The 17,466-nt window shown below is 71.3% G+C and carries 17 protein-coding genes; 6 read left to right on the top strand and 11 right to left on the bottom strand.

Annotated features, from left to right (window positions below):
* The first annotated feature begins 187 nt into the window (after positions 1-187).
* Complete coding sequence (locus tag KDL01_RS12895; RefSeq protein WP_212528682.1) at positions 188-1,246, top strand: transposase; 1,059 nt, start codon at positions 188-190, stop codon at positions 1,244-1,246.
* A 66-nt stretch (positions 1,247-1,312) separates the two neighbouring features.
* Here the strand turns inward: KDL01_RS12895 and KDL01_RS12890 are convergent, their stop codons facing one another.
* Complete coding sequence (locus KDL01_RS12890) at positions 1,313-2,176, bottom strand: Sco1979 family transcriptional regulator (protein ID WP_212528681.1); 864 nt, start codon at positions 2,174-2,176, stop codon at positions 1,313-1,315.
* 273 nt (positions 2,177-2,449) lie between these two features.
* Between KDL01_RS12890 and KDL01_RS12885 the strand changes: the two genes are divergently transcribed.
* The 3 genes from KDL01_RS12885 to KDL01_RS12875 all read left to right on the top strand — a co-directional run bounded on the left by KDL01_RS12885 (position 2,450) and on the right by KDL01_RS12875 (position 4,661).
* A complete protein-coding gene (locus KDL01_RS12885; RefSeq protein WP_212528680.1) occupies positions 2,450-2,902 on the top strand; it encodes an ATP-binding protein in 453 nt (150 codons plus the stop codon).
* Between the two features lie 367 nt (positions 2,903-3,269).
* The gene (locus KDL01_RS12880) at positions 3,270-3,506 is read left to right on the top strand and encodes a DUF397 domain-containing protein (RefSeq protein ID WP_212528679.1); all 237 of its coding nucleotides are present in this window, start codon (positions 3,270-3,272) and stop codon (positions 3,504-3,506) included.
* A 258-nt stretch (positions 3,507-3,764) separates the two neighbouring features.
* The gene (locus KDL01_RS12875) at positions 3,765-4,661 is read left to right on the top strand and encodes an SAM-dependent methyltransferase (protein ID WP_212528678.1); all 897 of its coding nucleotides are present in this window, start codon (positions 3,765-3,767) and stop codon (positions 4,659-4,661) included.
* A 71-nt stretch (positions 4,662-4,732) separates the two neighbouring features.
* On the opposite strand, the gene KDL01_RS12870 is transcribed toward KDL01_RS12875, so the two are convergent.
* Entirely contained in the window at positions 4,733-5,392 is a 660-nt protein-coding gene (locus KDL01_RS12870; RefSeq protein WP_212528677.1) for a class I SAM-dependent methyltransferase, read from the bottom strand.
* Between the two features lie 83 nt (positions 5,393-5,475).
* On the opposite strand from KDL01_RS12870, the gene KDL01_RS12865 reads away from it, so the two are divergent.
* The gene (locus KDL01_RS12865; protein WP_212528676.1) at positions 5,476-6,087 is read left to right on the top strand and encodes a histidine phosphatase family protein; all 612 of its coding nucleotides are present in this window, start codon (positions 5,476-5,478) and stop codon (positions 6,085-6,087) included.
* A gap of 216 nt (positions 6,088-6,303) precedes the next feature.
* Here the strand turns inward: KDL01_RS12865 and KDL01_RS12860 are convergent, their stop codons facing one another.
* The 9 genes from KDL01_RS12860 to KDL01_RS12820 form a co-directional block, all read right to left on the bottom strand.
* Complete coding sequence (locus KDL01_RS12860; RefSeq protein ID WP_212528675.1) at positions 6,304-7,332, bottom strand: SAM-dependent methyltransferase; 1,029 nt, start codon at positions 7,330-7,332, stop codon at positions 6,304-6,306.
* A 75-nt stretch (positions 7,333-7,407) separates the two neighbouring features.
* Positions 7,408-8,892 (bottom strand): hypothetical protein, encoded by a 1,485-nt coding sequence (locus tag KDL01_RS12855; protein ID WP_212528674.1) that lies wholly within the window; start codon positions 8,890-8,892, stop codon positions 7,408-7,410.
* Between the two features lie 559 nt (positions 8,893-9,451).
* Positions 9,452-10,702 carry a beta-ketoacyl-ACP synthase II gene (fabF, locus tag KDL01_RS12850; RefSeq protein ID WP_212528673.1) on the bottom strand — a complete coding sequence of 417 codons (1,251 nt, stop codon included), beginning with the start codon at positions 10,700-10,702 and terminating at the stop codon, positions 9,452-9,454.
* Between the two features lie 121 nt (positions 10,703-10,823).
* Positions 10,824-11,069, bottom strand: coding sequence for an acyl carrier protein (locus KDL01_RS12845; RefSeq protein ID WP_212528672.1), 246 nt, complete (start codon positions 11,067-11,069; stop codon positions 10,824-10,826).
* A gap of 118 nt (positions 11,070-11,187) precedes the next feature.
* On the bottom strand, positions 11,188-12,192 hold the full coding sequence (locus KDL01_RS12840; RefSeq protein ID WP_212528671.1) for a beta-ketoacyl-ACP synthase III: 1,005 nt from the start codon (positions 12,190-12,192) through the stop codon (positions 11,188-11,190).
* The gene (locus tag KDL01_RS12835) at positions 12,192-13,385 is read right to left on the bottom strand and encodes an acyltransferase domain-containing protein (RefSeq protein ID WP_212528670.1); all 1,194 of its coding nucleotides are present in this window, start codon (positions 13,383-13,385) and stop codon (positions 12,192-12,194) included. Before KDL01_RS12835 ends, KDL01_RS12840 begins: the two co-directional genes overlap by 1 nt.
* Positions 13,386-13,559: 174 nt before the next feature.
* On the bottom strand, positions 13,560-14,813 hold the full coding sequence (locus KDL01_RS12830) for a PucR family transcriptional regulator (protein WP_307846278.1): 1,254 nt from the start codon (positions 14,811-14,813) through the stop codon (positions 13,560-13,562).
* Between the two features lie 97 nt (positions 14,814-14,910).
* Positions 14,911-15,840 (bottom strand): hypothetical protein, encoded by a 930-nt coding sequence (locus tag KDL01_RS12825; RefSeq protein WP_212528669.1) that lies wholly within the window; start codon positions 15,838-15,840, stop codon positions 14,911-14,913.
* 73 nt (positions 15,841-15,913) lie between these two features.
* Positions 15,914-16,858 (bottom strand): hypothetical protein, encoded by a 945-nt coding sequence (locus KDL01_RS12820; RefSeq protein ID WP_212528668.1) that lies wholly within the window; start codon positions 16,856-16,858, stop codon positions 15,914-15,916.
* A gap of 80 nt (positions 16,859-16,938) precedes the next feature.
* Here KDL01_RS12820 and KDL01_RS12815 point away from each other — a divergent pair, with 80 nt between their 5' ends.
* Complete coding sequence (locus KDL01_RS12815; protein WP_212528667.1) at positions 16,939-17,445, top strand: GNAT family N-acetyltransferase; 507 nt, start codon at positions 16,939-16,941, stop codon at positions 17,443-17,445.
* The last annotated feature ends 21 nt before the right edge of the window (positions 17,446-17,466 follow it).

Here is a 17,466-nt window from a genome sequence, read left to right as displayed (position 1 = left end):
CGACCGGTCACCCCGACCACCTCCCGCGAGAATCAGACACCACCCTTCGGCAGCGTCCACCCGCTGACCGGCAACGTCACGCGAACGCCACCCTTCGCTCGGCGGTCCGAGGCGTAAGCCTCTTTAGAAGTCCGATGAAGATCTCTGTTCTGGCCCGGCCGCGCAGCGGTTGGGCCAGAATGCTGTCATGCAGGGTGAGTGGACGGGTGAACTGGCAGGTCCCGACGTGTGGGTCACGTGTCGGGAGCTGATCCCGGCTTCCAGCGTGTTCGCGTTTTTGGCCGAGCATCGTGAGGCGTTGTTCCCGGCGGGGATGTTCGCTGACATGTACCCCTCGCGCAACGGCCGGCCCTCGATGCCGCCGCAGATCCTGGCGGCGGCGGTCACCCTGCAGGCCCTTCACGGCCTGTCAGACATCGAGACGGTCCAGGAGCTGCGCTGCGACCTGCGCTGGAAAGCCGCGTGCGGGCTCGGATTGTATGACACCGCGTTCGACTCCTCGCTGCTGGCCTACTTCCGCCGCCGTCTATCGCGCTCCGCCGATCCGCAGCGGATCTTCACCGCGGTGCGCGCCGTGGTGGCCGAGACCGGGGTCCTTAAGGGCAAGACCCGTCGGGCGTTGGACTCCACGGTGCTCGACGACGCGGTCGCCACCCAGGACACCGTCACCCAGATCATCGCCGCGATCCGCCGGGTCGCACGCGAGGTGCCCGGCGCCGACGCGCTCCTCGCGCGCGAACACCGCCTGTTTTTCAAACCCGCCCCGCTCACCACCGCTGTCGCGGGCGGGTTCAGCCTCGACGACTTCGCCATCGACACCACCGCCGGACAGGTCACCTGCCCCGCCGGGCACACCGTCCCCCTCACAGCGCCCAGCGGAATCAACCTGCAGCGCAGAGCCGTCTTCGAGCAACTGTGCGCCGGATGCGAGCTACGCGAGCGCTGCACCAAGGCCAAACGCGGACGGGTGCTGACCATCCGCCCCCACCACGACCAGCAGACCGCCGCCCGCCACATGGCGGCCACCGACCCCGACTGGCAGGCCGCCTACCGCCGCTGGCGCCCACCGGTCGAACGAGCCGTCGCCTGGCTGGTGGCCGGCGGCAACCGGCGCCTGCGCTACCGCGGCACCATCGCCAACAACACCTGGATCCACACCCGCGCCGCCGCCCTGAACCTACGCACCCTCATCAACCTCGGCCTCACCCGCACCAACGGACGCTGGAACCTGCCGACACCAGCATGAACAGGCCAGTGGCGGGCCGGCTACGCCGACCCGCCACATCAGACCACGAAGATCTTCATCGGACTTCTAGCGGCGCGCGACCATCGCGAAGTGCTTGAGCGCGCGCAGCGTGTCCTCGGGGGTCAGCGCGTCGACCGAGATGCGGTCCATCACCCGGGAGTACTGCTCCACGTCCTCCGGCCGGTCCAGGTACTGGGCCCCGGTCAGGTGCTCGAGGTAGACCAGGTCGGCGAGTTCGGGTTCGGCGAAGCGCAGCAGCACGAAGGCGCCGCCCTCGGCCGCGTGCGCGCCGACGGAGAAGGGCAGCAGCTGGATGGTGACGTTCGCCCGCTGGGTCTGCTCGATCAGGTACTCGAGCTGGGGCTGCATCGAGTTCGCGCCGCCGATGGGGCGGCGCAGCGCGGCCTCGTCCAGCACGGTCCAGAACACCGGCGCGCCGGGACGGTCGAGTATCTCCTGACGGCGGATGCGCACCTCGACCCGGCGCTCGACCTCCTCCCGGCTGAGGCTGCGGTTGCTGCCGATCACGGCCCGCGCGTACTCGCGGCACTGCAGCAGTCCGGGGATGTACTGCACCTCGTAGGTGCGCACGATCGAGGCCGCGGTCTCCAGGCCGACGAAGGCCTCGAACCAGCTGGGCAGCGACTCGTTGAAGGTGTGCCACCAGCCGAGCGTGTTGGCCTCGTTGACCAGGTTGAGGATCTGCTCGCGCTCACTGGAGTCGCTCACCCCGTACAGGGTCAGCAGATCCGCGACGTCGCGCTCCTTGAACGAGACCTTCCCGGTCTCCATCCGGCTGATCTTCGACTCGGTGCCGCGGATGTGGTAGCCGGCCTCCTTGGCGGAGATCTGCTTCTTCAGCCGCAATTTGCGCAGCACCGTGCCCAGCAGGATACGGCGCACGGTGGAGTTGTCTCCCTCGCCGTCCATCCGCACTCCCGAATTCCCGCCCTCGCTGTCCGTGACGGCAAGTCTGCCACCTGGTCACGGCGATTTGAAGAGCCTTTGCCGAAGATGCCGTACAGACCGTCGCTTCGGCGCTACGATGCAAGTGCATCGGCACGCGAACCATCGGCAAGTGCATCGACCCTTGCAACACCGGACGATCGCGCCGAGACCGAGCGTACGCGTACGACCCGCGCTGTGCACCGAGATCACGTACAGGTTCGGATTCACGTCCCTCCACTCCCCACGGATGCCCACATGGCGCTCGCGACCTCCGCAGACACCTGCGGTGCTACCGACCCGGCCGATACCGTGCGCACCGCGATGTTCCGGTTCGACCCGGTCCCCGAGTCCGCCGGCAAGGCGCGGCGTGCGGCCAGAACCGTGCTGACCTCCTGGGACCTGCACGCGCTCACCGAGGACGTCGACCTGGTCGTGTCCGAACTGGTCACCAACGCGCTGCTGCACACCGGCTGCGGCGCGGACGGCGCGCTCCAGCCGGTGCTGCTGGAGCTGGAGTGCTCTTCCGGCGCGCTGACCTGCCGGGTCGTGGATTCGAGCCCGCTGCCGCCGCTGCCGGAGCAGGCCGACCACAACGCCGAGTCCGGCCGCGGCCTGATCCTGGTGGAGGCGCTGGCCAGCGCCTGGGACTGGGAGGACCTGCCCGACGGTAAGGCGGTCTGGGCCCGATTCCTCGTACGCGCCACATAACGCCACCTGGCGCCACCCTGGCGTGTCGCCGAACTCCGCCTTCTTCGGCGCCGCACCCCGGCGCCCGACGGCGTCGTGGCGTTCCCGCCCTTCACTCCATTCACATTCTTCATCAGTACACAGATAACGCGGCCGGCTTTCGCCGAGGCCGCGCTTCGGCGTGTCCGCACTTCGCCGCATGCATTATCCAATATGCAACCCCGGGCGCGTGTACGCGCGCCCCGAGCGCCGATCGAGCGCCCCCGCGACTCCGTGAAAATGCACTTTCTTTGGCAGATGCACGTGCATCGGCAAGGGAATCGGCGCTATGGTCGAAGAGCAGGGAAACAGCACTCGAAGATCCGGAAGATCCATGAGGAGAGCAGCGATGTCCAGCACCCCCCGTAACGGGATCGCGGCGACCGAGCTCGCCGGCGCCGCCTGGCGCAAGAGCAGCTACAGCAACTCCCAGGGCAACTGTGTCGAATTCGCCGCGCTGCCCGACGGCAGTGTGGCCGTGCGCAACTCCCGTGACGCCTCGGGTCCTGCCCTGGTCTACACCAGGGCCGAGATCCAGGCGATGCTCGCCGGCGTCAAGGACGGCGAGTTCGACGATCTGGCCTAGGCGCCCGCGCCACGGCTGATCGCCACCCCGAGACAGGCCTGCCCCGCTCCTGGACCGCCGGAGCGGGGCAGGCCGCTGCCGCATGCCCGGACCACGTACGCAGCGGTGGCCACAGCCGTATCAGCGTGCGCAAACAGGTGGGTAGCAAGGTGGCAAAGGCTCGGAAGAACCGTTCCCTCGGGCCGTTTGACGACCTATCATGACGGCCATGGCGCAGCCGGCGAATCGCCCGGCTCCGCCCGGAATCGGGAGGACGGGATGTCCGGACACGACGACGCACCGGAGCTCCAGCTCGGGCCTGGCACCGACTGGACCGAGTCCCTGGGTGGAGACTGGGACCCGCCGGTCATCGATCCGACCGTGCCCCACCCCTTCCGTATGTACAACTACCTCATCGGCGGCAAGGACAACTACCAGGCCGACCGGGACGCGGTCGAGGTGCTGCTGCGCGCCCGGCCGGACGCGGTGATCAGCGCCCGCGCGGTCGAGGCCTTCAACCGCCGGGTGGTGCGCTACATCGCGGGGTCCGGCATCACCCAGTTCCTGCAGCTGGGCACGGCGATCTCGATCGCCAACAGCCACGACCAGGTCGCCCGCACGGTGCAGCCGAACTGCCGCTTCGTCTACGTGGCCGACGACCCGATCACCCTGGCCCACGCCCGGGCGCTGCTGGTCGGCCGGCCGGACAGCGACGTGACCGTGGTGGAGGGCAACTTCCGCAAGCCGCAGCTGGTGCTGGCCGACCCGCTGGTCACCACGCACCTGGACCTGAACCGGCCGATCGGCGTGCTGCTGCTGGGCATGCTCGACTACATCAGGGACCTGGACCAGACGCGCGCGGCGCTGGCCGAGGTGGTCGCGTGGGTGCCCAAGGGCAGCATGATCGCGTTCCAGCACGTCGAGGAGGTCGGCCAGAACGACATCGACGAGGCGGTGGACCTGATCATGGCCCAGGAGCGGATCGAGCTGACGCCGCGTTCGCTGGGGCAGATCGAGTCCGTCGTGGCCGGCTACGACATGATCTACCCCGGCATGGTGCAGCTGCCGCTCTGGCGCCGGGACGACATCCCGCCGGAGGAGAAGGACTTCGACGACGGCCCCGGCCCGGAGATGGCCGACCGGGCCGCGACCCTCGGCGGCGTGATCAAGGTCTGAGATCCGCTGTTCGGCAGTTCGGCCACCCAACCGCCCAGTCGTTCAGCCGCTCGCCGCTCAGGCTCAGCCGCTCAGACCCGACGCAGGATCCTGAGCGAACCCTGCCCGGGCAGCTCCTCGAACTCGCCGGAGTCCAGCGCCCCCAGGTAGATCCGGTACGGCGCCTGGCCGCCGTCGGCCGGGTCGGGGAAGACGTCGTGGATCGCGAGCAGGCCGCCCACCGCCACCTTCGGCGCCCACCCGGAGTAGTCCGCGCGGGCCGCCTCGTCGGTGTGGCCGCCGTCGATGAACACGAATCCGGCCGGCCCCTGCCACAGCCGGGCCACCTGCGCGGACCGTCCCACCACCAGCACCACGTGCTCCTCCACCCCGGCCAGCGCGAGCGCCCTGCGGGCGTACGGCAGGGTGTCGATGCGCCCGACGGCCGGGTCCACCAGCGTCGGGTCGTGGTACTCCCAGCCGGGCTGGTGCTCCTCCGAGCCCCGGTGGTGGTCCACGCTCAGCAGCATCCGCCCGCCCGCGCGCGCGGCCGCGCCGAGCAGGATCGCGGACTTGCCCTGGTAGGTGCCGATCTCCACCAGGTCGCCGACCGCGGCTCCGGCCACCGCGGCCGCGTACAGGGCCCTGGCCTCGTCCTCGGGCATGAACCCGGTGGCCTCGGTGAACGCGCGCCACAGCGGCGGGTCGATCTCGAGCGTCTCGTCGGCGGCGACCGCGGCATGATCGTGCATGTGCACAGCCTCGCACATCCGGGCCAGACCCGATCCGCGTTCTCCGACTGCGCCCACAGACGCCACCCGCTACGGTGGCAGACATGGGCGAGATCATCCTGCTGCGCCACGGCGAGACCGCGTGGTCCAGGGACGGGCGGCACACCGGGCGCACCGACCTCCCGCTGACCGACGAGGGGCGCAGGCAGGCCGTCGCCGCGGCCGCGCTGCTGGCCGGACGCACCATCGCGGCCTGCTGGACCAGCCCGGCGCAGCGGGCCGTGGACACCGCCAAACTCGCCGGCCTGGACGCCGACGGCACCGACCCGGACCTGTGGGAGTGGGATTACGGCGGCTACGAGGGCGTGACCTCGGCCCACATCCAGGCGCAGCGCCCCTGCTGGTTCCTGTGGCGTGACGGGGTGATCCCCGGCGGTCCCGCGGGCTTCCCCGGCGAGTCGGTGGAGCAGGTGGGCGAGCGCTGTGACCGCGTCATCGCCCGGGTGCTGCCGCTGGTGACCGGCGACGCGCCGGACGGCGACGTCGTCCTGGTCGCGCACGGCCACCTGCTGCGGGTGCTCGCCGCGCGCTGGATCGAGCAGCCGCCGGAACACGGCAGCCGGCTGAAGCTGGACACCGCCTCGGTCTCCCGCCTCGGCTTCGAGCACGACGTGCGCGTGCTGACGGCGTGGAACCAGCTTCCGCCGTCCGCCTAGGGAGTGTCTTCAAAGGGGCGTCGCGGCCCCGGCGAACCTTTGCAGACACGACCGAGGCGTGACCCGAACGGCGTACCCCCGCGGGGCCGACGGCCGCACAGGCCGCCTGAGCCCCCGCACGCGCGTTCCCTGATCTCCCAACGCCGCCCGGCGTCCGTGAGGCGCTCAGGGCGCACCCAGGGCGCCGCCTGACGCCGCGCCGATTCACCGTGCGGGTCAGGGTTTGCGCGCCACCCAGGCCGCGATGCCGGTGTCCGCGGCGCTCGGCCGCGGCTGCGCCTCGTCCTCGGCCCGCCACAGCGAGATGGGCACCACGCCCGGGTCGAGGATCTCGAGCCCGGCGGCGAAGCGGGCGATCTCGAAGCTGTAGCGGAATGCGAAGGGCGAGCGGTGGTCGCGGTTGGCCGCGTCCACCCGGCCCTTGGTGCGCGGGTCGAGGTAGTCGGTGGCGGCGTGGCTGAACGCGACCACGCTGCCGGAGGGCAGCACGTCGATCAGCCGCTTGACCGCGGTGAAGACCTCCTCGTCCTTGACGCAGAAGTGCGCCACCGCCACCATCAGCAGGCCCACGGGCTGGGAGAAGTCGATGACCGTGCGCAGCTCGGCGTTGGCCAGTATCCGCTCGGGCTCGCAGAGGTCTGCCAGCACGTGCCCGATCAGCCCGCGCGTCTCGGTGGGCGCGCCGGAGCCGTTCACCTCGTCGATCTCTTCGATCACTTCGATCTCGTCGATCTCGTCGATCTCGGCCGGCTCGTCGAGGCCGAGGACGCCGGGGGCGGTGTCGATGTGCGCCTCGGCCTCCTCGTCCTCGTCCGCCGACCCGAAGTCGAGGTCCACCGCGGCCGCGAACTCCCGCCCGTCCTCGTCCACCGGCGGCAGCGCGGCGCTGCGCAGCAGGGCCCGGGAGTAGGCGATGACCACGGGATCGTTGTCCACGTAGAGCACCCGGGTCTCCGGGGCGAGGGCCTGGGCCACCTCGTGCGAGCAGTCCGGCGCCGGGATGCCCGGGCCGACGTCGATCAGCTGCCTTATCCCCTCGCCGACCATGAAGCGCACGGCCCGGCGCAGGAACGCCCGGTTCTCGTGGATGCCCACCCGGACCGTGGGCATGGCGGCGGCCACCGCGTCGCCCGAGGCGCGGTCGACCCGGTAGTTCTCCCGGCCGCCGAGCCAGTAGTTGTAGCGGCGGGCCGGGTGCGGAACCGTGGGATCGTCGAACGCGTGCGTGTTCGCTTGCGCTGTCATGCCGTCCGCCTCGGTCGAGTGCGCCTGCGCCGTGCGCGGGCCGTCACTGTGGGTCGACGTTCACAGTACCCGAGGTCAGCTTGATCGGGTATTGCGAAGATGCGGTCCGATATAGCCGACGACGACAGCTCCGGTGGGTCCGGAGGTGTCGTCGTAGTAGTGCAGCCGTGGAGCCGTCTGCCCCGAGTTGCCGATCTTCACATGGGCCCAGAATTCGGCGTAGCCGGAGGGATCGATCAGCCGTGGCACCCGGAATCTGCGTTGCTCGGCCAGGCGTGGGTCCTGCCGGACCGTGTCGGACTCGAGCGAGGCGACCTGGGTGGCCGGGTAGATCCGGCCGCCGTGCCGGGAATCCTCGCAGTAGCGCCGGAATCCGCCGCCCTCCCAGTTGCCCGAGCGCCGCTGCGCGGCGTAGGAGTCCAGCGCGGCCAGGGCCTCGCGGGCCTTGCCGGCGAAGGTGGTGGCGTCCTTGTGCCGGTCCAGCACGCCCATCGGCCCGGCCTCGGCGGTGATCAGCAGGTTGGGATAGTCGCTGAAGGAGTCGGCCAGCAGGTCGAACGGGCTCGGCTCGGCCTCGAGGTGCGCGTCGCGCTCGTCCGCGGCCGGGCGCACCAGCTCCACGCCCATCTCCACGAAGGTGCGGCGCAGCCGGGCCGCGTCCGCGCGCTGGGCCTCGCCGGACTCGTAGAGCACGTCGGCCACGTCCTCGAGCGGGCGCGGCAGGGGCGCGGCGGCGGCCTCGGCCCTGATCCGGTGGGTCAGGATCGCCTGCACCGCGTCCATCTCGTGCTCGAGCCGCTCGCCCTTGAGCACCCGGTGCCGCTCGGCGTCCTCGCGGCTGGCCGGATCCACCCCGGGCTTGAAGGTGCGCAGCGCGGCCATGGTCCAGTGGTATTCGAAGTCTCCGTTGAGTTTTCGCCCGGCCTCCTCGTCGAGCAGGTAGAGCGAGGCGATGCCGGGCAGGTAGCGGGTGGCCTCGGTGAACCGGGCCCGCCACGGCTCGAGGTCCTCCCCCTCCCCCGGCACCGCGACGATGGCCGGGAGCCTGCGGCCCGGGTCGCACAGCACCGTGATCAGCTCGTCGATGTCGCGCACGCCGAGCACCTGGGGCGAGGTGGTCAGCCGGGCCGGGCCGTCGAAGGCGGTGACCGCGTCGAGCACCAGGCCGGTCAGGTCCGGGGTGCGCACCCGCTCGTCGATCGCGCCGACCCCGTCCTCCGCCCGCGCGCTGACCTCGATCAGAAAGTAACCGCTCTCCTTGAGTTCCTTGTCCGGCCTTCGGGACAGCGACACCGAGGTCAGCGAGGTATACCAGTGCACACCGGCCCGGGGGGCCTCTTTAAGCCGATATCTCGCGGCTTTGAACCGGCCTGGCGCCACCCCCTCGGTGACCGTGAGCACGGCTCCGCCGCCGACCTTGTAGCGTCCCGGCGCGGTGTCGAAGGGCTCTTCGAAACCCTCGGCGCGCAGCCAGGCGGCCATGCGGTCGGCGCCGATCTGCGCGCCGTGCCCTGCCTCCTTCCAGTCGACGCCGAACACCGAGCGGTACCCGACCCACATGACGTATCCCTCCCTCGCGGCAGACGGCGGGGGCGCGGCAGCCGCGCCCTGAGCCGAAAAGCCTCCCGGCTTGATCCTTCCTTCTAGAGTCTTTACCCGATTGTGACCCCTAGACGCTACCCCCCGTCTACTGTTTCGCCGATTTACGTCGTGGTGGGACCGTAAACGCGAAGTGGCCACGGTCGCGCCTCCGCGCCGGGCGGAAGCGAAATCGTGACCACTGTACAAGTCTGACGTGCAGTCAGCCCCCAGGTGGCGGCGCCCGCGCGGCCGCGCGCCGGTCGAGCGCGCAACCGCCGGGCGTCGCGGATTTTCCGTCCTAGAGCGGAATGTTGCCGTGCCGCCTGCGCCGGAGCGTCGCCGAGGCGCGCAATCGGCACCGCGGCGACCGCGTGCACCACGCCGGGGGCGGCGGCGAACACCGGCCGGCCGGGGACGACCAGGTCGGTCAGGGCCGGGCCGTGGGCCGCTCAGCCGGCCGCCGGGCCGAGCCCCTCGGCCCCGCCCCGGACCACGAAGCCGCCGCTCGGCGACGGCCGTCGAGGTCCCTCGTGTGCCCTCAGACGCGGCGCACCGCGAGCACGACGTTGTGGCCGCCGAAGCCGAAGGAGTTGTTGAGCGCCACGATCGGACCGGCCTCGGTCTCGGCGGGCAGCTTGCGCGGCTCGTCGCGCACGATGTCGAGGTCGGCTTCCTCGTCGAGCTCGACGATGTTGATCGTGGGCGGGGCCACCAGGTCGTGCACGGCCTTGACCGTGAACACGGTCTCGATGCCGCCGGCGCCGCCGAGCAGGTGCCCGGTCATCGACTTGGTGGCCGAGATGGCGATGTGCTCGGCGTCCGCGCCCAGCGCCATGCGCAGAGCCCTGAGTTCACCGGTGTCGCCCAGCGGGGTGGAGGTGGCGTGCGCGTTCAGGTGCACGATCTGGCCCGGCTCGGCCCCGGCGTCCTCGACCGCCTTGCGGATCGCGGCGGCGATGCCCTCGCCGGTGGGGTCGGGCTGCGCGATGTCGTGCGAGTCGGCGGACATGCCCACACCCGCGATCTCCGCGTACACCCGGGCGCCGCGGGCGGCGGCGTGCTCGGCGGACTCGAGCACCAGGATGCCCGCGCCCTCGCCCAGCACGAAGCCGTCGCGGCCCTTGTCGTACGGGCGCGAGGCGTGCTTGGGGTCCTCGTTGTTCTTCGACATCGCCATCATGTTGGCGAAGGCGGAGATCGGCAGCGGGTGGATCGCGGCCTCGGTGCCGCCGCAGACCACGACGTCGGCCCGGCCGCTGCGGATCATGTTCATCGCGTAGCCGATCGCCTCCGACCCGGTGGCGCAGGCCGAGACCGGGGTGTGCACCCCGGCGCGGGCGCCGAACTCGAGGCCCACGTAGGCGGCCGGGCTGTTGGGCATGAGCATCGGCACGGCCCGGGGGCTCACCCCGCGCGCGCCCTTGGACAGCAGAAGATCGTAGTTGTCGAGCAGGGTGGTCACGCCGCCGATGCCGGAGCCCACCACGGCTCCGAGCCGCTCGTGGTCCACCTCGGTGCCCTCGAGCCCGGCGTCCTTCCAGGCCTCGCGGGCGGCGATCAGGGCGAACTGGGCGGAACGGTCAAGGCGCCGGCGCTCGACCGGCTTCATCACCTCGGACGGCTCCACCCTGACCTTGCCGGCCATGCGCACCGGCAGTTCGGCGGCCCAGTCGTCGGTCAGCGGGACGATGCCGGAATCCCCGGCCAGCAACGACTCCCAGGTTGACGCCACGTCCCCGCCCAGCGGGGTCGTCGCGCCGAGGCCGGTCACGACCACGGTCTTGTTCACTGCTCTGCCAATCTACTCGTCGAAACCGACCGGTCGGGCCGCCGGGGCGGCGCCGCGGCAGCCGCCCCGACCGCCCGGACGGAACCGGGCAGGCACGGCGGCTGCGCGCGGGTGATGCGGATCAGTCCTGGTGGGACTGGATGTAGGTGACGGCGTCGCCGACGGTCGAGAGGTTCTTGACCTCCTCGTCCGGAATCTTGACACCGAACTTCTCCTCGGCAGCGACGACGACCTCGACCATGGTCAGCGAGTCGACGTCGAGGTCCTCAGTGAAGGACTTGTCCGACTGAACGTCCTCGACGTCGATGCCGGCGACCTCGTTGACGATCTCGGCGAGCCCCTGGAGGATCTCTTCCTGCGTGGCCATGACCTGGCTCCTAACCTGTGTTCAACCTGTGTTGCTGCGGGTGTCGGCCGCTACCGTGCGGTCTCGGCCGGAGGGACTGGGAAAGCCTACATTCAGCACGTGTGCGGAATGTGGACGGCTACGGCAGCACGACCACCTGCGCCGCGTAGACGAGCCCGGCGCCGAAGCCGATGAGCAGCGCCACCCCGCCGTGCGGGGCCTCGCCCTCCTCCAGCATCCGCTCCATGGCCAGCGGAATCGAGGCCGCCGAGGTGTTGCCGGTACGGGCGATGTCCCGGGCGACCGGGACGTGCTCGGGCAGTTTCAGGGCCTTGATCATCGCGTCGGTGATACGCATGTTGGCCTGGTGCGGGATGAAGGCGTCGAGGTCCTCGGCGCTGATCCCGGCCTTCTCCAGGGCCCGCTTGGCCACCGGCACCATCTGGTACGAGGCCCAGCGGAAGACCTGCTGGCCGTTCATCCGCAGCGCCGGGAAGCCGATATCGGTCTGCTCGCGCAGCACGTCCCAGTTGAAGGTCTGGCCGATCGCCTCGTACTGCGCGCCGTCGGCACCCCACACCACCGGGCCGATGCCCGGGGTCTCGGACGGGCCGACCACGGCCGCGCCCGCGCCGTCGCCGAAGATGAAGGCGGTGGAGCGGTCGTTCATGTCGGTCAGGTCCGAGAGGCGCTCGACCCCGATCACGAGCACGTACTCGGCCGAACCGCCGCGCACCGCGTCCTGGGCCAGGGCGAGGCCGTGGCAGAACCCGGCGCAGGCGGCGGAGATGTCGAAGGCGGCGGCGTTGAGCGCGCCGAGCTCGTTGGCCACCATCGCGGCCAGCGACGGGGTCTGCGCCAGGTGCGTGACCGTGGAGATGACGACCAGGCCGATCTGCTCGGCCTCCACTCCGGCCGCGGCCAGCGCCTTGCCCGCCGCGGCGAGCGACATGACCGCGACGGTCTCCTCGGCGGTCGCCCAGCGCCGCTCCTTGATCCCGGTGCGGGTGGTGATCCACTCGTCGGTGGAGTCGATCACCTGGCAGATCTGCTCGTTCGTCACCACGCGCGAGGGCCGGTAACCGCCGACGCCGAGGATGCGGGCGTGCGGCGCTCCCGCGGGGGACTTGATATCGACCGGCATCAGATGAAGACCTCGGCTCTGGGGTGGATACGGATGAGCGGCTGGCCCGCGGTGACCGCGGCGCCGTCCTCGACCAGCCATTCGAGCACGGTCCCGCCGTGCTCGGCGACCAGCTTCTGCTCCTCGCGCGGCGAGACCACCGTGCCCAGGTGGTCGCCGGGCTCGAGCACGCTGCCCTCGACGGCGGCGGCGCGCTGGACGGTGCCAGAGAACGGGGCGAGCACCAGCCGCCAGTTCGACGAGGCGGCCGGCGCAGGGTCCGAGTCCTCGGCGTGCCGGGCGACGAACGCGCGGGCCTGGTCGAGCTGGTCCGGGGTCTTGAAGGCGAAGGTCTCCACGCCCTTCAGGGCCCGCTTGGCGATGCCGGTGAGGGTGCCGGCCGGGGGCAGTTCGAGGATGCCGGTGACGCCGAGCTCGCGCATGGTGTCCATGCACAGGTCCCAGCGCACCGGGTTGGCGATCTGGTTCACGATCCGGTCGAGCACCTCGCGGCCGGAGTGGACCACGTGCCCGTCCCGGTTGGAGATGTAGCGCACCCGCGGGTCGCGCGCGCTCACGCCCTTGGCCAGCTGCCCCATCCGCTCGACGGCCGGGGCCATGTGCTCGGTGTGGAAGGCGCCCGCCACCGACAGCGGCACCAGCCGCGTCTTGGCCGGCGGGTCCGCCTGGAACGCGGCGAGCTGCTCGATCGTCCCGGCCGCCACGATCTGGCCGGGGCCGTTGTTGTTGGCCGGGGTCAGGCCGTGCTCGGCGATCTTGGCCAGCACCTCCTCGGCCTCGCCGCCGAGGACGGCGGTCATCGAGGTGGCGGTGACCTGGGCGGCCGCGGCCATGGCCCGGCCGCGCTCGCGCACCAGGGCCATCGCGGACTCGGCGGTGATCGCACCGGTGCCCGCCGCCACGGTGAGCTCGCCGACCGAGTGCCCCGCCGCGGCGCCGACCTGGCCGAAGGCCTCGGCCGGGTGCGGGAACAGGGCGAGCGCGGCGGCCAGCCCGGAGGCGACCAGCAGCGGCTGCGCGATGGCGGTGTCGCGGATGGTGTCCGCGTCGGCCTCGGTGCCGTAGTGCACCAGGTCGAGGTCGGCGACGGCCGACCACCAGGTCAGCCGGTCGGCGACGCCGGGCAGTTCAAGCCAGGGCGTGAGGAATCCGGGGGTCTGAGCCCCCTGCCCGGGAGCAACGAGTACGAGCACCCAAATAACTTTCTCGTGAGCGGGTCAGAAAGCCGGGGGTGCGCACCGCCGGGTTTCCCGACCGGGAACGACGAATGCGAGCACCCTTCCACCATCCCGCGCGCGGGCCCTGTCGGCCCCCTACGACGGGTACGAAGATCTCAGGTCCGACTTTGTGGGATCTCTACAAGGGGCCTAGGCCGACTTGCCGGACTCGGCCAGCCGCCCGAGCACCAGCGCGATCTGCAGGGTGAAGGCGCTGCGCGCCTGCGAGGGCGTCAAGCCTGTGATGTCGGTCACGCGTCTGAGCCGGTAGCGGACGGTGTTGGGGTGGACGAACAGGATGCGGGCGGCGGCCTCCAGGCTGGCCGCCTGCTCCAGGTAGACCGAGAGCGTCTCGAGCAGCGCCGAACCCGCTTCGGCCAGCGGCCTGTAGATCTCCTCCAGCAGCACCGCGCGGGCCAGTTCGTCCCCAGCGACGGCGCGCTCGGGCAGCAGGTCGTCCGCGAGCACCGGGCGCGGCGCGTCCGGCCACGCCACCGCGGCGCGCAGCCCGGACAACGCGGCCTCGGCCGAGCGCGAGGCGGCGGTCAATTCGGCCACCACCGGGCCTATCACCACCGGCCCCGGGGCGAACTGTCCGGCCAGCGCGCGCAGCGTGGTGACCGGATCCCCGGTGACACCGCCGACGATCGCGATCAGCCGGTCCCCCTGCACTCCGGCCAGCACTGAGAGCCCGGGGCCCTCGTAGCCGGAGACCGGCCGGTGCCGTCCGGCCCGGTGCATGCCGTCGACCACGGCCTCCGCCTCGTCGTCCGGAGCCAGCCCGACCATGACGGTGATGTCGGTGCGCGCGGCCCAGCCGAGAGTCGAGGCACGCGAGAGCAGCGAGTCGTCCTCCTCGCCGCGCAGCACCGCGTCGACGATCAGCGCTTCGAGCCGAGCGTCCCAGGCGCCGCGCAGCTCCGCGGTCTGCGCGTAGATCTGCGCGGTGGCGAAGGCGATCTCGCGGGAGTAGCGCAGCATCCCCTCGCGCAGGATCCGGGACTCCTCGGGCGACTCGGAGAGCGCGTCGATCCGGTCCTCGACGACCTCTATGGTGGTGCGCACCATCTGCACCGTCTGCTGCAGCGTGACGGCACGGGTCAGTTCGCGCGGCGCGGTGCCGAACACGTCGGCCGAGACGGCGGAGCGCTGGTCGGGGTGGCGGAACCACTCGGTGAACGCGGCGATACCCGCCTGTGCGACCAGGCCCACCCAGGACCGGTTCTCCGGCGGCATGTTGCGGTACCAGGCGAACTTCTCCTCCATCCGCGCGATCGCCGCCGCGGCCAGCGCGCCGGTGGCCTTCTCCAGCCGCCGCACCGTCGCGCCCCGGCTCTCCCGGCTCTCCCGTTCGGACGGTGCGTCTCCGGAGTCCGGCTGCGTCTGCGCGTGCGAGGTGTCCACGCCTCTACTTTCGCAGATCCGAACCGGGCCCCGACGCCACGGGTCGCGCCCCGGGTTCACCGGGCCTTGACCGCGGCACGACCCGCGTCGGCGCCGGTCAGGGGCTGCGCTCGTACCCGACCGCCTGCATGACCTGCGCGTACACGGCCTTCCCGGTCGGGTCGAGTTCGGGCTGCCCGGTCTTGCCGACCGCGACCCAGACCGCGTCGTAGTCGCCGTCGCACCCGCCCCAGGCCAGCGTGCTCGGCGCGGTCTGCTTGACGGTGGCCGAGACCACCGCGGGAGCATTCGCGGTGGCGTGGAAGGTGAGTTCGACCTCGTACATCACCGGGCCGGTGCCTCGCGCCGGAACCCCCATCGCGGGGCAGGCCGTGACTCCGGTGATCGGCACGGTCGGCAGGGCGTCGAGGATTCCGGCGACGCGCGCGATCACCTTCGGGTCGGTGACGGTGAAGGACTTCCCGGCCGTGGCCGGCCCCACGGCCGGGCGGACGTCCACATCGAGCACCCCCGTGGTGGGAAAGGCCTCGACCGCGGTCTTGGTCGGCCGGTAGTCGTCGGTGACCTCGACCTGCACCGCACTGGTCGTGGGCGAGAGCGCGTAGGCGACCAGCTGGATCTCCCGGCGCGCGATCGCGGCGCCGCCGAAGTCGCGCTGCACGCCAATGCCCTGAATTCCGACTCCCTCGGTCGTGTGCGGGGTCGCACCGCTGCCCGCCCAGCTCGGCAGCAGCGCCTCGGCCTCGGCCAGCGCGGCGTTGTACCCCACCGGGACGCGGTACCACTGGTCGAGGGTGAGCGGCTCACCCTCGACGACCTGGTCGCTGTCCGGACCGACCCCGACGAGCCCGGTCGGCGTGGCGGAGAGTTTCACCGCGTGGGGCAGCCGCCCGAACGACGAGATCGATTCATTGGCATCTGCGTCGGCGGTCTGCAGCGGCGTCATGGCGGGCGTGACGTGCGTGGGCGGCGGGTCGGAGGCCGGGGACGTGCACCCACCGAGCGCGAACGCGGCGGCGGCCGTCACGAGGGCGACGGTGGCGGTAGCCGCCGACGTGCGCGCACCCGCGCGGCGCCGCGGTACATCAATGCTCTTCATTTCAGGCCCCGCCCGGCAGCGCTGCCAAGGCGGTGATCCGGGCGTACACCGGCTGCCCGGTGGAGTCGAGCATGGGCTCGCCGGTGGAGCCGACCGTCACTTGGACGATTCCCGCGCCATCGCAGTCGTCGATGCCCTCTTCGTTCTTCAAGGTCGAGGTCACCGTGGCCGTGATCAACGCCGGGCCGCCCGCGGTGGCGCGGAAGGTCAGCTTGAGCAAAGTCACGTCGACGGTGGTCTGCGCGTCCATGGCCGGGCAGGAGGACGGTGCTTCGAGCGGGACCGTGGGGAGCGCGTTGAGGATCCCGGCGATCTGCGCGATCTTCGCCGGATCGGTGATCTCGCGGGTCGCGGTCGGCTTGGCCTGATAGATGTCCGGCGACAACGCCACGTCGAGTACGCCGCCGGCCGGGAAGTGCTCGGCGGCCGGCTTGTCCGGCCGGTACCCCTCGGAGACGCTGACCTCCAGCTCACTGGTCTGCGCGGTGAGCTCGAAGGTGGTGACCGTGATCCAGCGGTTTCCGAGCGTGCCCGGGTAGAGGTGGTCGAGCATGAACTCCAGAAACTGCAGGCCGTGTGTGTGTCCGTAGCCGTCCGACACGGGCCCGTGGTCGTCCGGCGCCAGGATCGCCTTGGCCTCGGCCAGCGCCGTCGCGTAGGGCGCCGCGACGTCGTACCAGCCATCGACTTCGAGCGGGGTGAAGGGCTCGGCAGAGTACCCGGCCCCCGAGCCGTCGAAGACCGCCGGCGCCTTGGCGAGCCGGACGGCGTCGTGGATCGCGGACATCGAGGAGATCACCCCGTTCGCGTCGCCCGTGGCGATCTGAACGGCGGTCAGCGGCCCCGAACTGTGCGGATGCTCCGACCTGGCGGAGTTCGACGAGGTACAGCCCGCCAGGGCGAAGACGACGGCGAGGCCGAGGACCGCGCGCCCTATCCCATCCATGCTCTTCATGGTGCTTCGACGCGGCGTCCGCGCGATACGTTCCGCGCGTCTTCGTGCTCTTCGTTGCGTAGAATCCGGGCATGCGACCCCCGGCGATCACCCTGGATCCGATGTCCGAGGAGGAGTTCGCCGAATTCATCCGCTGGGTCGTGCGGGATCACGCGCTGCAGCAGACCAGGATCGGGAAGTGGGCCCCCGAGGACGCCCTGGAGTATGCCAAGGGAGAGCTGATGCTGGCCCTGCCGAAGGGCCGGGAGAGCCAGGACTCTTATCTCTACGCCGTCCGCGACGCGGAGACCGGCGAGCGGGTGGGCTCACTCTGGCTGATGCTGCGCCGCCGCGCCCGCGCCCCCGAGACGTACATCTACAACATCGTCGTCGACGAGGCCAAGCGCCACCGCGGCTACGGCCGCGCCATGATGCGCGAGACCGTCCGCTGGGCCCGCGAGCACGGCACCGCCACCATCGGCCTGCACGTCTTCGGCCACAACGACGTCGCCCGCGCGCTCTACACCTCGTTCGGCTTCCGCGAGACGAACGTGCTGATGCAGTGGGACCTGGACACCGAGGCTCCCGAGACACGCTGACGCGGCGCGGTGGCCGGGCGC

This window comes from Actinospica durhamensis (assembly GCF_018139695.1).
Lineage (GTDB): Bacteria > Actinomycetota > Actinomycetes > Streptomycetales > Catenulisporaceae > Actinospica > Actinospica durhamensis.
Note: the sequence above shows the minus strand (reverse complement) of the source record. Positions and strands in the feature narration are given on the sequence as shown.